15 protein-coding genes and 2 pseudogenes are annotated in these 14,835 nt (G+C 65.9%); 10 read left to right on the forward strand and 7 right to left on the reverse strand.

Features of this window, described 5'->3' with window-relative positions; all coding sequences use genetic code 11:
* A partial coding sequence (locus WA317_RS19380) for a uracil phosphoribosyltransferase (protein WP_425174590.1) occupies window positions 1-169 on the reverse strand: 169 nt, incomplete at its 3' end.
* A gap of 280 nt (window positions 170-449) precedes the next feature.
* On the opposite strand from WA317_RS19380, the gene WA317_RS19385 reads away from it, so the two are divergent.
* Window positions 450-1,751, forward strand: a complete 1,302-nt coding sequence (locus WA317_RS19385) for a primosomal protein (RefSeq protein ID WP_425174577.1) — start codon at window positions 450-452, stop codon at window positions 1,749-1,751.
* 126 nt (window positions 1,752-1,877) lie between these two features.
* Here the strand turns inward: WA317_RS19385 and WA317_RS19390 are convergent, their stop codons facing one another.
* Entirely contained in the window at window positions 1,878-2,651 is a 774-nt protein-coding gene (locus tag WA317_RS19390; RefSeq protein WP_425174578.1) for an ABC transporter permease, read from the reverse strand.
* Entirely contained in the window at window positions 2,648-3,301 is a 654-nt protein-coding gene (locus WA317_RS19395; protein ID WP_425174579.1) for an ABC transporter ATP-binding protein, read from the reverse strand. The genes WA317_RS19390 and WA317_RS19395 overlap by 4 nt, the downstream gene beginning before the upstream one ends.
* 93 nt (window positions 3,302-3,394) lie before the next feature.
* Here WA317_RS19395 and WA317_RS19400 point away from each other — a divergent pair, with 93 nt between their 5' ends.
* Together WA317_RS19400 and WA317_RS19405 are read left to right on the forward strand one after the other, a co-directional pair.
* Window positions 3,395-4,861: a multicopper oxidase family protein gene (locus WA317_RS19400; RefSeq protein ID WP_425174591.1), complete on the forward strand. Its 1,467-nt coding sequence runs from the start codon at window positions 3,395-3,397 to the stop codon at window positions 4,859-4,861.
* A gap of 62 nt (window positions 4,862-4,923) precedes the next feature.
* Complete coding sequence (locus tag WA317_RS19405) at window positions 4,924-5,232, forward strand: PadR family transcriptional regulator (RefSeq protein ID WP_425174580.1); 309 nt, start codon at window positions 4,924-4,926, stop codon at window positions 5,230-5,232.
* Here the strand turns inward: WA317_RS19405 and WA317_RS19410 are convergent.
* The 3 genes from WA317_RS19410 to WA317_RS19420 are packed head-to-tail and all read right to left on the reverse strand — an operon-like array spanning window position 5,229 to window position 8,016.
* On the reverse strand, window positions 5,229-6,317 hold the full coding sequence (locus WA317_RS19410) for an adenosine deaminase (RefSeq protein ID WP_425174581.1): 1,089 nt from the start codon (window positions 6,315-6,317) through the stop codon (window positions 5,229-5,231). The genes WA317_RS19405 and WA317_RS19410 overlap by 4 nt on opposite strands.
* Window positions 6,317-7,615, reverse strand: coding sequence for a thymidine phosphorylase (locus WA317_RS19415; RefSeq protein WP_425174582.1), 1,299 nt, complete (start codon window positions 7,613-7,615; stop codon window positions 6,317-6,319). The genes WA317_RS19410 and WA317_RS19415 overlap by 1 nt, the downstream gene beginning before the upstream one ends.
* Window positions 7,612-8,016 (reverse strand): cytidine deaminase, encoded by a 405-nt coding sequence (locus WA317_RS19420; RefSeq protein WP_425174583.1) that lies wholly within the window; start codon window positions 8,014-8,016, stop codon window positions 7,612-7,614. The genes WA317_RS19415 and WA317_RS19420 overlap by 4 nt, the downstream gene beginning before the upstream one ends.
* Window positions 8,017-8,185: 169 nt before the next feature.
* On the opposite strand from WA317_RS19420, the gene sdhC reads away from it, so the two are divergent.
* The 5 genes and pseudogenes from sdhC to WA317_RS19445 all read left to right on the forward strand — a co-directional run.
* Window positions 8,186-8,626, forward strand: coding sequence for a succinate dehydrogenase, cytochrome b556 subunit (sdhC, locus tag WA317_RS19425; protein WP_425174584.1), 441 nt, complete (start codon window positions 8,186-8,188; stop codon window positions 8,624-8,626).
* Window positions 8,623-9,051 (forward strand): succinate dehydrogenase hydrophobic membrane anchor subunit, encoded by a 429-nt coding sequence (locus tag WA317_RS19430; RefSeq protein WP_425174585.1) that lies wholly within the window; start codon window positions 8,623-8,625, stop codon window positions 9,049-9,051. The genes sdhC and WA317_RS19430 overlap by 4 nt, the downstream gene beginning before the upstream one ends.
* Window positions 9,048-10,808: a succinate dehydrogenase flavoprotein subunit gene (gene sdhA / locus WA317_RS19435; protein ID WP_425174586.1), complete on the forward strand. Its 1,761-nt coding sequence runs from the start codon at window positions 9,048-9,050 to the stop codon at window positions 10,806-10,808. Before WA317_RS19430 ends, sdhA begins: the two co-directional genes overlap by 4 nt.
* Window positions 10,808-11,584: a succinate dehydrogenase iron-sulfur subunit gene (locus WA317_RS19440; RefSeq protein WP_425174587.1), complete on the forward strand. Its 777-nt coding sequence runs from the start codon at window positions 10,808-10,810 to the stop codon at window positions 11,582-11,584. The genes sdhA and WA317_RS19440 overlap by 1 nt, the downstream gene beginning before the upstream one ends.
* A 55-nt stretch (window positions 11,585-11,639) precedes the next feature.
* Window positions 11,640-12,278, forward strand: a pseudogene (locus tag WA317_RS19445) (carboxymuconolactone decarboxylase family protein); the annotation flags it as partial.
* On the opposite strand, the gene WA317_RS19450 reads toward WA317_RS19445, so the two are convergent.
* Window positions 12,244-13,173, reverse strand: coding sequence for a sigma-70 family RNA polymerase sigma factor (locus WA317_RS19450; protein WP_425174588.1), 930 nt, complete (start codon window positions 13,171-13,173; stop codon window positions 12,244-12,246). The pseudogene WA317_RS19445 and the gene WA317_RS19450 overlap by 35 nt on opposite strands.
* On the opposite strand from WA317_RS19450, the gene WA317_RS19455 reads away from it, so the two are divergent.
* Together WA317_RS19455 and WA317_RS19460 are read left to right on the forward strand one after the other, a co-directional pair.
* Complete coding sequence (locus tag WA317_RS19455) at window positions 13,147-14,574, forward strand: aspartate aminotransferase family protein (RefSeq protein WP_425174589.1); 1,428 nt, start codon at window positions 13,147-13,149, stop codon at window positions 14,572-14,574. The genes WA317_RS19450 and WA317_RS19455 overlap by 27 nt on opposite strands.
* A 76-nt stretch (window positions 14,575-14,650) precedes the next feature.
* A pseudogene (locus WA317_RS19460) lies at window positions 14,651-14,835 on the forward strand (D-alanyl-D-alanine carboxypeptidase); the annotation flags it as partial.

Raw genomic sequence — 14,835 nt, forward strand, 5'->3', positions numbered from 1 at the left:
GGGTGCGGATGTGGACTGTGGCGGTCGTCGCATCCCGGGTGGCCTCGTAGACGAGCATCAGCGTCAAGTCGCGCAATGCGGCACGAAAAGCGGCGTTATCGCTGCGTTCGTCGCGCAGCGTCGTCAGCCTGGCCGCGGCCAGTGGGTGGTCAACGACGCGCAGGTCCACGGCAGTCGACCCTACTCAGGTCGCCGACGATGCAGAGCGCGCGGCGCGATGAGGAGGCGGCGGCCCACCAAGCTCAGGTTCCGCGGCTCAAGCTCCGAAGAAGTTGAACACGTCGAAAAACCTAGGCCCACGCGGTCGATCAGCGGCTGCCCGGAGGCGATGACGCGCCGTTGAGGCGCCTGCCGTGGCGTCTTTCACAGGATTCAGTCGGACTTTTCACAGACCTGCCCGCCCTATCCCTGATCCGGGTCGCCAAACGGGCGTCGTTATTCTGTGCCGCATGCCTGCTGACCTCGTGCCCATTCGGCTGAGCCTGACCGACGGTGACCGCTACACGCTGTGGGCGCCGCGCTGGCGCGACGCCGGCGACGAATGGGAGGCGTTCCTGGGCAAGAATGAAGATCTCTACGGCTTCGAGTCGGTTGCCGACCTCGTGGCATTCGTGCGTTCGGACACCGAGAACGATCTGGTCGATCACCCGGCGTGGAGGGACGTGACCAGAGCCAACGCCCACAAGCTCGATCCGGGCGAGGACAACCAGTTCGACCTAGTTGCGGTGGAGGAGCTGGTGGCGGGCAAGCCGACCGCGAAGGCGGTGACAGCGTTGGCGAACACGCTGGCCATCGTGTCGGCCATCGGATCGGTGTGCGAGCTGCCTGCGGTCACCCGATTTTTCAACGGCAACCCCAGTCTGGGCACGCTGGCCGGTGGAGTCGATTCCTTCACCGGCAAGGCCGGCCTCAAGCGGTGGCATGCGATCGCCGAGACCATCGCCCGCAGCTGGGACGACGTACTCAGCGCGGTCGACGGCATCGTCAGCACTCCGGATTTCGACGAGCAGGCGTCGGCCAAAGCGGCCGACGAGTTGGCTGAGCCGGCGCCCGAAAAGCCGGAGACGCTGGAGGGCGACGACGAAACGATCGCCGCTTCTGAGGAGGCCGCAGGCGATGCTGAAGCCGGCCGGGGAGACGAGGACGCCGAAGACGTCGTTGCGGAGGTCCGCGCCGCGGATCACGACGTGGTGCTGGGCGGCGACGAGGACTTCTGGCTGAAGGTGGGCATCGACCCGATTCAGATCATGACCGGCGCCGGAACGTTCTACACGCTGCGGTGCTATTTCGAAGACCGGCCGATTTTCCTGGGCCGCAACGGTCGGATCAGCGTGTTCACCTCGGAGCGGGCCTTGGCCCGTTACCTCGCTGACGAACACGACCACGACTTGTCCGATCTGAGCACTTACGACGACATCCGCACCGCCGCCACCGACGGCTCGCTGGCGATCGACATCAGCGACGAGAATGTCTATGTGCTCAGCGGGCTGGCCGACGACTTCGCCGATGGACCCGACTCGGTGGACCGGGAGCAGCTCGATCTGGCTGTCGAGTTGCTCCGCGATGTCGGCGAGTATGCCGAAGACAACACCGTCGAGCAGGAGCTCGAAACCGATCGGCCGCTGGGCAAGCTGGTGACCGCTGTGCTGGAACCCGACTCGGTCGACAAGCCCGAGGCGCCCTACGCCGATGCCGTGCGGAAGTGGGAAGAGCTGGAAAGGTTCGTGGAGTCGCGGCTAAGGCGCGAATAGCGCCGCAAGCCGGCGACGACATGGGGCGTGAGCGTCGCGGCTAAGGCGCGAATAGCGCCGCAAGCCGGCGACGACATAGGGCGTGAGCGTCGCGGCTAAGGCGCGAATAGCGCCGCAATCGGTTGACTAGCGCGGCGCTAGCGGCCGCAGTCGGTGATCGCGGGTGAACACCAACCGCACCAGGCCCAGAGCGACCACCACCGTGGTAACCGCGACAGAACCCAGGATGAGGAACATCACGACCGCCTGCACCAACACTGCTTGTACCGGAGGCACGCCGGCGAGGATGAGTCCGGTCATGGCACCGGGCAGAAACACCAGACCGGTGGCCTTGGTCGTCTCGATCTGCGGAGACAGCGCTGACCGCAACGCGATCCGCAGGTACGGGGCAGCAGCCTGGCGGGAGGGCTGGCCGAGGGCCAGGCGAGCCTCGACCTCGTCGCGCTTGTCCCGCAGCTCATCGACCAGGCGCCGCGCCACGAGCACTGTGGCGGTCATCGAGTTGCCGATCATCATCCCGGCAATCGGCACCAGGGTGCGCGGCTGCAGCGGGAACACCCGCAACCCGAACAACACGCCCAGCGCGATCACCGCCGCCGCGGCGAACGCGCCGACGGTCAGCGTCCCGAGCCTCGGCACCTCCGGTGCGCGACGGCGGGCGACGTCCCCCGCGTAGCAGACCATCCCTGCGGTCCAGGCGCAGGACCACCACAGCGAACGGCCCGGCACGAACAGCAGCGTCAACGCCCCTCCTACCAGCAGCAACTGGGCCAGCGCCCGTGTGGCTGACCACACAATCTGACGTTGCAGACCCAGTCGCTGCCACACCGACATCCCGGCCGCGAAGCCCACCAGTGCCAGCGACGTCGCCAGCCCTGCCCAGCTCACCCCGCCGTTCATCGGCGTCGGATTCCCGTGCAATGGCCGTGCTTGATTCCGAACACCCGGTCGGCGAGCCGCTCCACTTGGGCGTGGTCGTGGCTGACCCACAGGACCGCAATGCCGCGCTCGTCGGCCAGTGTGCGCACCGCCGCTTCGATCACCCGGGCGGCGTCCGCATCAACTGCAGAGGTCGGCTCGTCCAGGAGCAGAACTCGCGGCTGTGCCATCAGCGTGCGGGCAAGGCACATTCGCTGCGCCTCGCCACCCGACAGCGCCGTCGCATCGCGACTTAGCCAGGACCCGGTCAACGCCACCCGCGTCAACATCTCCCGCATCTGCGCCTCGGACGCTTCGGGGTCGGCAACCCGGAGGTTGTCGGCCACCGTGCCCGTGAACGGCGTCGGGCGCTGGAAACACATCCCGACCTGACGCCGCAACCACAGCGGGTCGATGCCGGTGATGTCGGTGCCGCGGAACAGCACCCGCCCGCTTGTCGGCATTTCCAGCCGATTACACAATCGCAGCAGCGTGGACTTGCCTGAGCCGGACGGTCCGAACAAAGCCGTGACTCCCTGCTCCGGGACGGCGGCGGTGAATCCGTCCAAAGCCCGCGTCCCGTTGCGCTCGACCACGACGTCGACGAAGCCGAAAAGCGGCTTCCCATCCATCACCAACCTCCGACGTTTGCGACCGTTGCGGGTAGGCTCAGCCCAAGTTATCGGAATACGATATCGGAGTTCGAGTTGGCGCCTGAGATCACCATGGCGGCTGTCCGCCGGCGCGATGTCCTCAAGTTGGGCGTCCTGGCGATGCTGACGACGGAAGGTATCGCCGCAACGACGCTGGCGGCCTGTTCGCACAGCGCCGGCAACCCTGACTACACCCTGCGCATCGGCCGGGGCGATGTGGAGGTCGCGCCCGGCAAAATGATTACCACGAAGACCTACAACGGCCAGTTCCCGGGCCCACTGCTGAGGTTCACCGAGGGCAGAAAAACTCGGATCGACGTGTACAACGACACCGACACCCCCGAACAGTTGCACTGGCACGGACAACGGTTGCCGGCTGGCGTCGACGGCTCCGCAGAAGAAGGCACTCCATTCATTCCCGCGCACGGCATGCGCCAGATTGTGTTTTCGCCGGGCCCGTCCGGGTTCCGCTTCTATCACACCCACCTCGCCGCGGGCGCGGACCTGACCGGCGGTCAGTACAGCGGCCTGGTCGGTCCCGTCTACATCGAGCCGAAACATGAGCCCGGAGCATACGACCACGAAATTTTCCTCACCCTCAAGGAATTTGAGCCCAGCCTCAACCACGGCGAAGAAATGTCCAGTGACTTCCTGGCCGGCGAACCGGTCGCCGAACTCAGGGACAGAGGCGAGCAGGTCATGGCTGCGTCGGCGGCCACGGGCATGCCGCACGGGTTTGAAATCGGCTACGGCACGTTTACCGTCAATGGCCGCTCACTCGGCCACGGCGAACCCATACAGGTGAAATCCGGGGATCGGGTACTGCTTCATGTGCTCAACGGCAGCGCGACAGAGAATCGCAGCCTCGCCCTGCCCGGCCACACCTTTACCGTCGTCGCGCTTGACGGCAACCCGGTAGCGAAATCCGTTGTGGTGCCGGTGTTGTGGATGGGTGCAGGCGAACGAATCTCAGCCGCCGTGGAGATGACCAACCCCGGTGTCTGGGTTCTCGGCGATCTGTCTGACGATGATCGCCAAGCCGGAATGGGCGTCGTCGTGGAATACGCCGGCAGGACCGGAAATCCGCGCTGGGCCGCGCCCCCACCGTTCCGGTGGGATTACCGCCTCTTCGCTACACCGAGTCAGAGACTGCCGGCAGTCGATCAGGTTATCGACCTGCTCATCGAAAAACGCAACGCTGCCCGCAACGGATTCAACATGTGGACCATCAACGGCGCAGCATTCGCGATGGACGACACGCAAGCGGTCATCCACCTCGCCTACGGCAAGCGGTACCGACTGCGGTTCCGTAACGCCACCGACGACCTGCACCCCATGCACCTGCACCGGCACTCCTTCGACATCACGCACGTTGCCGGCACCTCGACGGCGGGCCTCCGCAAAGACGTCGCCATGCTGGGCGGCTACCAGAGAATGGACGTCGACTTCCTCGCCGACCAACGCGGCCTGTCGCTGCTGCACTGCCACCAACAGCTACACATGGACTTCGGATTCATGACATTGCTGCGCTGCTCATGAGCGTCGCATCGTAGAATCGCGAGCCGATATCGGTTTTGCCACTCACTGGCGTAGGTGGTCACATGCGGGAATTCAAGCGCGCCGCGATTCGGCTGCACATCCTGCATCACGCAGCAGAAGACGAGGTTCACGGTGCATGGTTGACCGAGGAGCTGAGAAACCACGGCTATCAGGTCAGCCCCGGCACCCTGTATCCGACGCTGCACCGACTCGAAGCCGACGGCCTGCTGACCTCCCGCCACGAAGTCGTCGACGGCCGGACCCGCCGCGTCTACCTAGCCACTGCCGCCGGCCGCGCAGCACTCGCCGAAGATCGCCGCGTCTTGCGGGAGTTGGCCAACGAAGTCCTTGCAGATGACAGGCACCGCTAACCGATCAGCACCGCGAACCGCGGCTTGATTACCTCGTCGATGATCGCCAGCCGCTCGTCGAACGGACTGAACGCCGACTTCATCGCATTGATGGTGAACCGGGCCAGGTCGGTCCAGCCGTACCCGAAGGCCTCGACCAACCGCAGCATCTCCCGGCTCATCGAGGTATTGCTCATCAGCCGGTTGTCGGTGTTGACCGTCACCCGGAACCGGGCCCGCGCCAACAGGTCGAACGGATGCTTGGCGATGCTCTCCACAGCACCGGTCTGAACATTGGAGGTCGGGCACATCTCCAACGGGACTCGCTTGTCCCGCAGTATCGATGCCAGCCGGCCCAGGTGCACGGTGCCGTCGTCGGCCGAGTCGATGTCGTCGACGATCCGTACGCCGTGTCCCAGCCGGTCCGCCCCACAGAACGCGATCGCCTCGTGGATCGACGGCAGCCCGAAGGCCTCGCCGGCGTGGATCGTGAACCGTGCATTGTTGTTTCGCATGTATTCGAAAGCGTCCAGGTGACGGGTCGGCGGGTATCCGGCCTCCGCGCCGGCGATGTCGAATCCGACGACGCCCTTATCGCGGAAGCGGATCGCCAGCTCCGCGATCTCGCGGGACAGCGCCGCGTGCCGCATCGCCGTCACCAGGCAGCGCACGGTGATCGGGTGACCCTCGGCCGCGGCGGACTTCTCGCCGTCGGTGAACCCGGCCAGGACGGCGTCGGTGACCTCGTCGAATGACAGTCCGCGGTTGATGTGCAGCTCGGGAGCAAACCGCACTTCGGCATAAACCACTGAATCGGCAGCCAAGTCCTCCACGCACTCGGAGGCGACTCGGTGCAGCGCCTCCGGAGTTTGCATCACCGCCACGGTGTGCGAGAACGGCTCCAGGTACCGCTCGAGTGAGCCACTGGTCGAGGCGGTGTGGAACCACTTCGTCAATTCGTCGACGTCGGTGGCCGGCAGGCCGTCGTAGCCAATCCGACCGGCGATCTCCACAACGGTGGCGGGCCGCAGCCCGCCGTCGAGGTGATCGTGCAACAACGCCTTCGGTGCCCGTCCGATCGTCTCCAACGTCAGCGGTGTCGTCATCAAATGATCCGCTCGATGATCAATGGTCGCTGCGGCGGCGGTGCATCCCCGACGCTCCAGCCGCCGGCCAGCTCCGCGACGGCGGCGCCGAAGCGTTCCGGGGTGTCGGTGTAGAGGGTGAACAGCGTCTCGCCGGCGGCTACCGGCTCCCCGGGTCGGCGGTGAATCCGGACGCCGGCACCGGCCTGCACCGATTCACCTGGACGGGACCTGCCCGCGCCGAGCCGCCATGCCGTCAGCCCCACTGCCATCGCGTCGATGTCACCCATTGTGCCGCTCCGACTGGCGGTGACGGTTTCGGAGCACTTGCCGATCGGAAGCGGCACCGACAAGTCACCGCCTTGCGCGGCCACCAGCGCCCGAAACCGATCCATTGCGCTGCCGTCCTGCAGCGTCTGCGCAGGGTCACATTCGCTAAGCCTGGCCAGCGCCAGCATCTCGGCGGCCAGCATGAGCGTCAGGTGCACCACGTCGGTAGGCCCGCCGCCGGCCAGCACGTCCAGCGCTTCGGCGACCTCCACCGCGTTGCCGACCGTCGCGCCCAGCGGAGCGTTCATGTCGGTGACCAGCGCACAGGTGGGTAAGCCGTGTGCCGCGCCGAGCGCCACCATGGTCTCGGCCAGCTCGTAGCTGCGTGCCACCGACTTCACCAGCGCGCCGGAACCAGTCTTCACGTCGAGCACCAACGCGCCGGCGCCCTCGGCCAGCTTCTTGCTCATCACCGAGCTGGCGATCAGCGGCAGCGACTCCACGGTGGCGGTGATGTCACGCAGCGCGTACAGCTTGGCGTCGGCGGGCGCCAACCGGCCGGCAGCGAAAATCGCGGCGCCGACGTCCCGAACCTGCTCGCACACCCGGCTGCCGGTCAGATCCGCGGTGAAACCGGCGATCGACTCGAGTTTGTCCAGCGTGCCGCCGGTGTGGCCGAGCCCCCTGCCGGACGCCTGCGGCGCCGCAGCACCACACGCGGCGACGACGGCGACCAGCGGCAGCGTGATTTTGTCGCCGACTCCGCCGGTGGAGTGCTTGTCGACCGTCGGCAACGATTTACCGCCGCGACGCAGGCCGGTGAAGTTCATCCGCTCACCAGAGGCCGCCATCGCCGACGTCCATCGCGAGGTCTCCTGGTAATCCATCCCGCGAAGGAAGATCGCCATCAACAACGCCGACATCTGTTCCTCGGCGACCCGACCATCGGTGTAGGCATCGATGACCCAGTCGATCGCCGGATCGGACAGCCGACCACCGTCGCGCTTGGTCCTGATCACGGTCGGCGCATCGAAGGCGAAGTCGTTCATTGAGATTGCCGGGGAAGGTCGTCGGGGCCGAATGCGTCGGGCAACAATTCACCCAGCCGACGTGGGCCGGCCGGGTGGTCGATCAGCAGGTCGGGGCCGCCGTGTTCCCACAACACCTGGCGGCAGCGCCCGCACGGCATCAGCAGCGAACCCGCGGCGTCGGTGCACACCAGCGCGATAAGCCGGCCGCCACCGGTCGAGTGCAGCGCGCACACCACGGCGCACTCGGCGCAGAGACCCAGGCCATATGAGACATTCTCCACATTGCAGCCGGTGACCACGCGGGAATCGTCGACCAGCGCCGCTGCGCCAACCCGCAGCCGCGAATACGGTGCATATGCGCGTTGCGCCGCGTCGATCGCGTTGTCGCGCAGCGCTTCCCAGTCAATCGCGCGGGTCACGGCGGCGGTACCAGTTATGGGTGAGATGCATTGGGTAGCTCTTGTTCGAGTCGGTCAACTGCCATCGCCACCATAAAGCGCCGCCGCAGCAGCAACCGGCGACTGGCCGGCGGTTCGGTGACCACACCACTTTTGGCTAGATTGGCTGAAGCGAAGCTGGAGGGCGCTGATGACAACGACGACATCTGCGAATCCACCCACTCCCCCGCCGCCGGACGACACCGAGCCCGCACGACCGTCGCGCCGGAGCCTGTACCGCGGCGACCCCGGTATGTGGTCATGGGTGCTGCATCGCATCACCGGCGCGACGATCTTCTTCTTCCTTTTCGTCCATGTGCTCGACACCGCGCTGGTCCGGATCAGCCCGCAGGCCTACGACGAGGTCATCGGCACCTACAAGACCCCGATCGTGGGGCTGATGGAACTGGCGCTCGTCGCCGCGGTGCTCTATCACGCGTTGAACGGCATCCGAATCATCTTGATCGACTTCTGGTGGAAGGGCACCCGCTACCAGCGCCTGATGCTGTGGGTGATCGGTATCGCCTGGCTGCTGATCATGTTCCCCGCGACGGTGGTAGTGGGCCTGCACCTCTTTGGACGATTCGGATGAGCCGGACGCTTCGGATGAGCATGCCCGCCGAGTTGGACGATCCGCGGGCGCCGCGCCGACGCGCCGGCATCCCGAACTTCGAGAAGTACGCGTGGCTGTTCATGCGGTTTTCCGGCGTCGTGCTGGTGGTTCTGGCGCTGGGCCACCTGTTCGTGATGTTGATGTGGGACGACGGCGTGTACCGGGTCGACTTCAACTACGTGGCGCAGCGCTGGCATTCGCCGTTCTGGCAACTCTGGGACCTGTTGTTGCTCTGGCTGGCGCAGCTGCACGGCGGTAACGGCCTGCGCACGATCATCGATGACTACAGCCGTAAGGACTCCACCCGGCTGGTGCTCAACGCCCTGCTGGCGTTGTCGATGACGTTCACGCTCGTGCTGGGCAGCTACGTGCTGTTGACGTTCGATCCGAACATTCCGTCATGAGCGCCGTCCGCCAGCACCGGCATGACGTGGTGATCGTCGGCGCCGGCGGTGCCGGGTTGCGGGCCGCCGTCGAAGCCGCCCCGCGGGTGCCCACGGCGGTGCTGACCAAGCTGTACCCCACCCGCAGCCACACCGGCGCGGCGCAGGGCGGGATGTGTGCGGCGTTGGCCAATGTCGAAGAAGACACCTGGGAATGGCACGCCTTCGACACCGTCAAGGGCAGCGACTATCTGGCCGACCAGGACGCCGTGGACATCATGTGCCGGGAGGCCGTCGACGCGGTGCTCGACCTGGAGAAGATGGGCATGCCGTTCAACCGGACCGCCGAGGGCCGCATCGACCAGCGCCGCTTCGGCGGGCACACCCGCGACCACGGCAAAGCCCCGGTACGACGGTCGTGTTATGCGGCCGACCGGACCGGCCACCTGATCCTGCAGACGCTGTACCAGAACTGCGTCAAGCACGACGTGCAGTTCTTCAACGAGTTCTACGTGCTGGACCTGGTGCTCACGCAGACCGGCGACGGTCCGGTGGCCACCGGAGTCGTCGCCTACGAACTGGCCACCGGTGACGTCCACGTGTTCCACACCAAGTCCGTGGTTATCGCGACCGGCGGCTCGGGCCGCATCTACAAGACCACCTCCAACGCGCACACCTTGACCGGTGACGGCATCGGGATCGTGTTTCGCAAAGGACTTCCCTTGGAGGACATGGAGTTTCACCAGTTTCACCCAACCGGGCTGGCCGGGCTCGGCATCTTGATCTCCGAGGCGGTGCGCGGCGAAGGCGGTCGGCTGCTCAACGGCGACGGCGAGCGTTTTATGGAGCGCTACGCGCCGTCGATCGTCGACCTGGCGCCCCGCGACATCATCTCCAGATCCATGGTGCGCGAAGTGCTCGAAGGCCGCGGGGCAGGACCGGACAAGGATTACGTCCACATCGACGTCCGTCACCTGAGCGCGGACGTGCTGGAGAACAAGCTGCCCGACATCACCGAATTCGCCCGCACCTATCTCGGGGTGGATCCGGCCAAAGAGCTGGTGCCGGTTTACCCGACCTGCCACTACGTGATGGGCGGTATCCCGACGACGGTGACCGGGCAGGTGTTGCGCGACAACACCGCCACCGTGCCGGGGCTCTACGCGGCCGGCGAATGCGCCTGCGTGTCGGTGCACGGCGCCAACCGGCTGGGCACCAACTCACTACTCGACATCAATGTGTTCGGTCGACGCGCCGGTGACGCCGCAGCCGATTACGCGCAAGAGCACGACTTCGTCGACCTGCCGCCGGAACCGGCGGCGATGGTGATCGGCTGGGTGAGCGATGTCCTCGCCGAACACGGCAATCAACGCGTCGCCGACATCCGGACGGCGCTGCAGCGGTCGATGGACCGAAACGCCGCGGTGTTCCGCACCGAGGAAACACTCAAACAGGCGCTCAACGACATCCACGGACTCAAGGAGCGCTACGCCCGAATTAGACTGCAGGACAAGGGTAAACGATTCAACAGCGAACTCCTGGAGGCGATCGAGCTGGGCTTTCTCCTCGAGCTGGCCGAGGTCACCGTCGTCGGCGCGCTGAATCGCAAAGAGACCCGCGGCGGGCATGCCCGGGAGGACTACCCGAACCGCGACGACTCCAACTACCTGCGCCACACGATGGCTTACAAGCAGGGCAGCGGCCTGCTGTCCGACATTCGGCTGGAATCCAAGCCGGTCGTGCAAACCCGCTACGAACCGCAGGAACGGAAGTACTGATGAGTGAACCGAACCAGCTTTCGGAGCCGCCGGTGCCGGAGGGTTCCATGCTGGTCGTCCTCAAGATCGCGCGGTTCAATCCGGAACACCCTGAGCAGTACGCCGATTCGAATGGCTGGCAAAGCTTCCGGGTGCCCTGCCTGCCGACCGATCGGCTGCTCAACCTGCTGATGTACATCAAGGACTACCTAGACGGCACGTTGACGTTCCGGCGCTCGTGTGCGCACGGGGTGTGCGGGTCAGACGCGGTGCGGATCAACGGAGTGAACCGGCTCGCGTGCAAAGTGCTGATGCGGGAGCTGCTGCCGCCCAAGAAGGGCAAGCAGCCGACCATCACGGTCGAACCGATCCGCGGGCTGCCGGTGGAGAAGGATCTCGTCGTCGACATGGAGCCGTTCTTCGACGCCTATCGCGCGGTGAAGCCGTATCTGGTCAACGACAGCGAGCCGCCGCCGCGGGAACGCATTCAAAGCGAGGCCGACCGCGCCCGCTTCGACGACACCACCAAGTGCATTCTGTGCGCCGCCTGCACCACCAGCTGCCCGGTGTTCTGGCACGAGGGCAGCTACTTCGGACCGGCCGCGATCGTCAACGCGCACCGCTTCATCTTCGACAGCCGCGACGAAGCCGCCGCCGAACGTCTGGAAATCCTCAACGAGGCCAACGGGGTGTGGCGCTGCCGAACCACATTCAACTGCACCGAATGCTGCCCGCGCGGCATCGAGGTGACCAAGGCGATTCAGGAAGTGAAACGCGCGCTGATCTTCTCGCACTAAGCGGTTGGGCCGAGCGGAGCATGACGCCAGCGTCAGGCTCGCCGCCCTACGCCTGTCACATGTGGACGGCCTGCCCCGTCTGACGTCTATGACACAGACAACCCGCATCGAACCCCTGCCCCCGAAACGCGCCGGACTGCTGGCCCGCTTGCTGTACCGGGTCGCCAAGCGGCGCTTTGGCGAAGTCCCTGAGCCGTTCGCCGTCGCTGCGCATCACCCGCGGCTGCTGGTTGCCAACGCCGTGCACGAAGCGATGCTGCAACGGGCGTCGCGGACTCTGCCCGTCAGCGTCCGTGAGCTGGCGGTATTGTGGACCGCGCGCACGATCGGTTGCTCGTGGTGCGTCGACTTCGGGTCAATGCTGCAGCGGTTGGACGGCCTCGACGTCGACCGGCTCAAGAACATCGACAGCCACGCCACTTCAGCGCTTTTCACCGACGACGAACGGGCCGCCATCGCCTACGCCGACGCGATCACCACCGACCCACACACCGTCACCGACGAGCAAGTCGCCCACCTAAGAGCCAGGTTCGGCGATGCCGGAGTGATCGAGCTGACGTACCAGATCGGGGTAGAGAACATGCGGGCGCGGATGAATACCGCGCTGGGAATCACCGAGCAGGGCTTCAATGCCGGTGATGCGTGCCGCATTCCGTGGGCTAACGAACCAAGTCACGCAGCGGAGAACCGGTGAACTTGTCGGGGTTCGCGATATCCCACAGCGCACAGACCTTTCCATCTCGCACCGTGATGGCGGTGATCCGCGGCGCCATCTCCCGACACTCGTCGCCTGCGGGGCTGCCCGCCGTATAAAGGCCAACTTCACCGTTGACCAGCCCCAGCTGATACGCCGAATAAAACGCGGGGCCGTAGCGGCGGGCCAGGCCGACCATGAACCGGACCACCTTGTCCGGCCCGTGAATAACCTGAACCGCCGTCGGCGCTCTACCATTTGAATCGCCGGTGAAGATCACGTCGGGATGCAACAGCGCCACCACCGCATCAAGGTCACCGGCGGCCATGGCGGCCAAAAGCTGGCCGACCACCTCGTTATGGGACGGGTCGGGTTTCGGCGGCGGCTCGGCGGCTTTCCTCCCCAAGGCCTTGCGGGCCCGCGACGCCAGCTGCCGGGCTGCGGCCTCGGTGGTTCCCAGCACCTCGGCCACTTCAGCGAACGGCACGGCGAAACCGTCGTGCAGTACGAACGCCACGCGCTGATCGGGGCGCAGGCGCTCCAGCACCACCATGGCGGCGAACCGGGCATCATCTCCTGCCACCACGGCAGACAGGGGATCATCAGCGTCCAACCCGGTGACCACCGGTTCGGGCAGCCAATTGCCGGTGTAGGTTTCCCGCCGGTATGCCGCCGACCGCAAGCGGTCCAGACCGAGCCGGCTCACCACTGTTGTCAGCCAGGCCCGCAAGTCCACGATCGTCGTATCCTGCGCGTTCCAGCGCAGCCAAGCTTCCTGGACGATGTCCTCGGCATCGGCCACAGTTCCGGTCAGCCGGTAGGCGACCGCCATGAGATGCGGCCGTAGGAATTCGAATTCGCCGACCTGTTGGGTCTTAAGCCCCGACCCAGTCATAGGCCCGAGCGTAGCGCCACGGTCACTTTACGAACCGAGCAGCGCGGTGGCGTTACGCTCGCGGGCAATATGAGCGAGAACCTGTGGTGCCATTTCACCCGGCACGGCCCAGACTTCACGCCACCGGTGATCACTCGCGGTGACGGCGTCACCATCTACGACGACCGCGGCAAGAGTTACCTCGACGCCCTGTCCGGGCTTTTCGTCGTGCAAGTGGGTCACGGACGTACCGAACTCGCCGAGGCCGCGGCGAAGCAGGCGGCCACGTTGGGCTTCTTCCCGCTCTGGGGATATGCCACCCCCACCGCCCTCGAACTCGCCGAGCGTCTGGCGCACTATGCCCCGGGTGACCTGAACCGGGTGTTTTTCACCAGCGGCGGCACCGAGGCCGTCGAAACGGCATGGAAAGTGGCCAAGCAGTACTTCAAGCTCATCGGCAAACCCGGTAAGCACAAAGTGATCTCCCGGGCGGTCGCCTACCACGGCACCACGCAGGGCGCACTGGCGATCACCGGGCTGCCGTTATACAAGGCGCCGTTCGAGCCGGTGACCCCGGGCGGGTTCCGGGTGCCGAACACCAACTTCTACCGGGCGCCCGAACCGTTCGACACCGACATCAAGGCCTTCGGGCGGTGGGCCGCCGACCGCGTCGCCGAGGCCATCGAATTCGAAGGACCCGACACCGTCGCCGCGGTGTTCCTGGAGCCGGTGCAGAACGCCGGTGGCAGCATCCCGCCGCCGCCCGGCTATTTCGATCGGGTCCGCGAGATCTGCGACGAGTACGACGTGCTGCTGGTCTCCGACGAGGTGATCTGCGCGTTCGGCCGGATCGGCTCGATGTTCGCCTGCGACGATTTCGGCTATCTGCCCGACATGATCACCTGCGCCAAGGGGCTAACGTCCGGCTACTCGCCGTTGGGCGCGATGATCGCCGGCGAGAAGGTGTTCGAGCCGTTCAACGACGGTAAGACGTTGTTCGCGCACGGCTACACCTTCGGCGGCCATCCGGTGTCGACGGCGGTCGCCCTGGCCAATCTCGACATCTTCGAGCGCGAAGGCATCAACGACCACGTCAAGCGACATTCGCCTGAACTGCGTGGCACGCTGGAGAAGCTGTCCGACCTGTCGATCGTCGGTGACGTCCGCGGCGAGGGATATTTTTTCGGTGTCGAACTGGTCAAGGACAAGGCGACCAAGCAGGCGTTCAGCGGTGCGGAGAAGGCCCGGCTGTTGCGCGACGTGTCCAGATCGCTGTTCGATGCCGGGCTGTACTGCCGCACCGACGACCGCGGCGACGCCGTCATTCAGCTGGCGCCGCCCCTGATCAGCGGGCAGAAGGAATTCGACACCATCGAGTCGATTCTGCGCAGCGTGCTCACCGAGGAATCGGGCCCGGCCTGACTCAACAACTTCCGTCCCAGCAGCCACAGCGCGGCTCCCGGCGATCCTGCGGCCCGTCGCCTAGTCTGCAGACACGATGACCGCCCGACGCCCCGTATCCTGCCTGGCAGCAGCAGCTTTCCTGCTCGCGGCACCCGTTCTGCCGGCCGCCGTCGCCGAACCCAACGCGGCACCGCCGGCCTGCCCGTACCGCGTGTCGACGCCGGCTGCGGTCGACTCGTCGGAAGTTCCCACGGCCGGTGACCCGCCGCTGCCCTTGCC

The organism is Mycobacterium sp., from assembly GCF_049802695.1.
Taxonomy (GTDB): domain Bacteria; phylum Actinomycetota; class Actinomycetes; order Mycobacteriales; family Mycobacteriaceae; genus Mycobacterium.

Excerpts from the sequence above, each read along its gene's own strand:
- WA317_RS19385 (WP_425174577.1), top strand. The coding sequence starts at position 450 with ATGCCTGCTGACCTCGTGCCCATTCGGCTGAGCCTGACCGACGGTGAC.
- WA317_RS19390 (WP_425174578.1), bottom strand. The coding sequence starts at position 2,651 with ATGAACGGCGGGGTGAGCTGGGCAGGGCTGGCGACGTCGCTGGCACTG.
- WA317_RS19395 (WP_425174579.1), bottom strand. The coding sequence starts at position 3,301 with ATGGATGGGAAGCCGCTTTTCGGCTTCGTCGACGTCGTGGTCGAGCGC.
- WA317_RS19400 (WP_425174591.1), top strand. The coding sequence starts at position 3,395 with ATGGCGGCTGTCCGCCGGCGCGATGTCCTCAAGTTGGGCGTCCTGGCG.
- WA317_RS19405 (WP_425174580.1), top strand. The coding sequence starts at position 4,924 with ATGCGGGAATTCAAGCGCGCCGCGATTCGGCTGCACATCCTGCATCAC.
- WA317_RS19410 (WP_425174581.1), bottom strand. The coding sequence starts at position 6,317 with ATGACGACACCGCTGACGTTGGAGACGATCGGACGGGCACCGAAGGCG.
- WA317_RS19415 (WP_425174582.1), bottom strand. The coding sequence starts at position 7,615 with ATGAACGACTTCGCCTTCGATGCGCCGACCGTGATCAGGACCAAGCGC.
- sdhC (WP_425174584.1), top strand. The coding sequence starts at position 8,186 with ATGACAACGACGACATCTGCGAATCCACCCACTCCCCCGCCGCCGGAC.
- WA317_RS19430 (WP_425174585.1), top strand. The coding sequence starts at position 8,623 with ATGAGCCGGACGCTTCGGATGAGCATGCCCGCCGAGTTGGACGATCCG.
- sdhA (WP_425174586.1), top strand. The coding sequence starts at position 9,048 with ATGAGCGCCGTCCGCCAGCACCGGCATGACGTGGTGATCGTCGGCGCC.
- WA317_RS19440 (WP_425174587.1), top strand. The coding sequence starts at position 10,808 with ATGAGTGAACCGAACCAGCTTTCGGAGCCGCCGGTGCCGGAGGGTTCC.
- WA317_RS19450 (WP_425174588.1), bottom strand. The coding sequence starts at position 13,173 with ATGACTGGGTCGGGGCTTAAGACCCAACAGGTCGGCGAATTCGAATTC.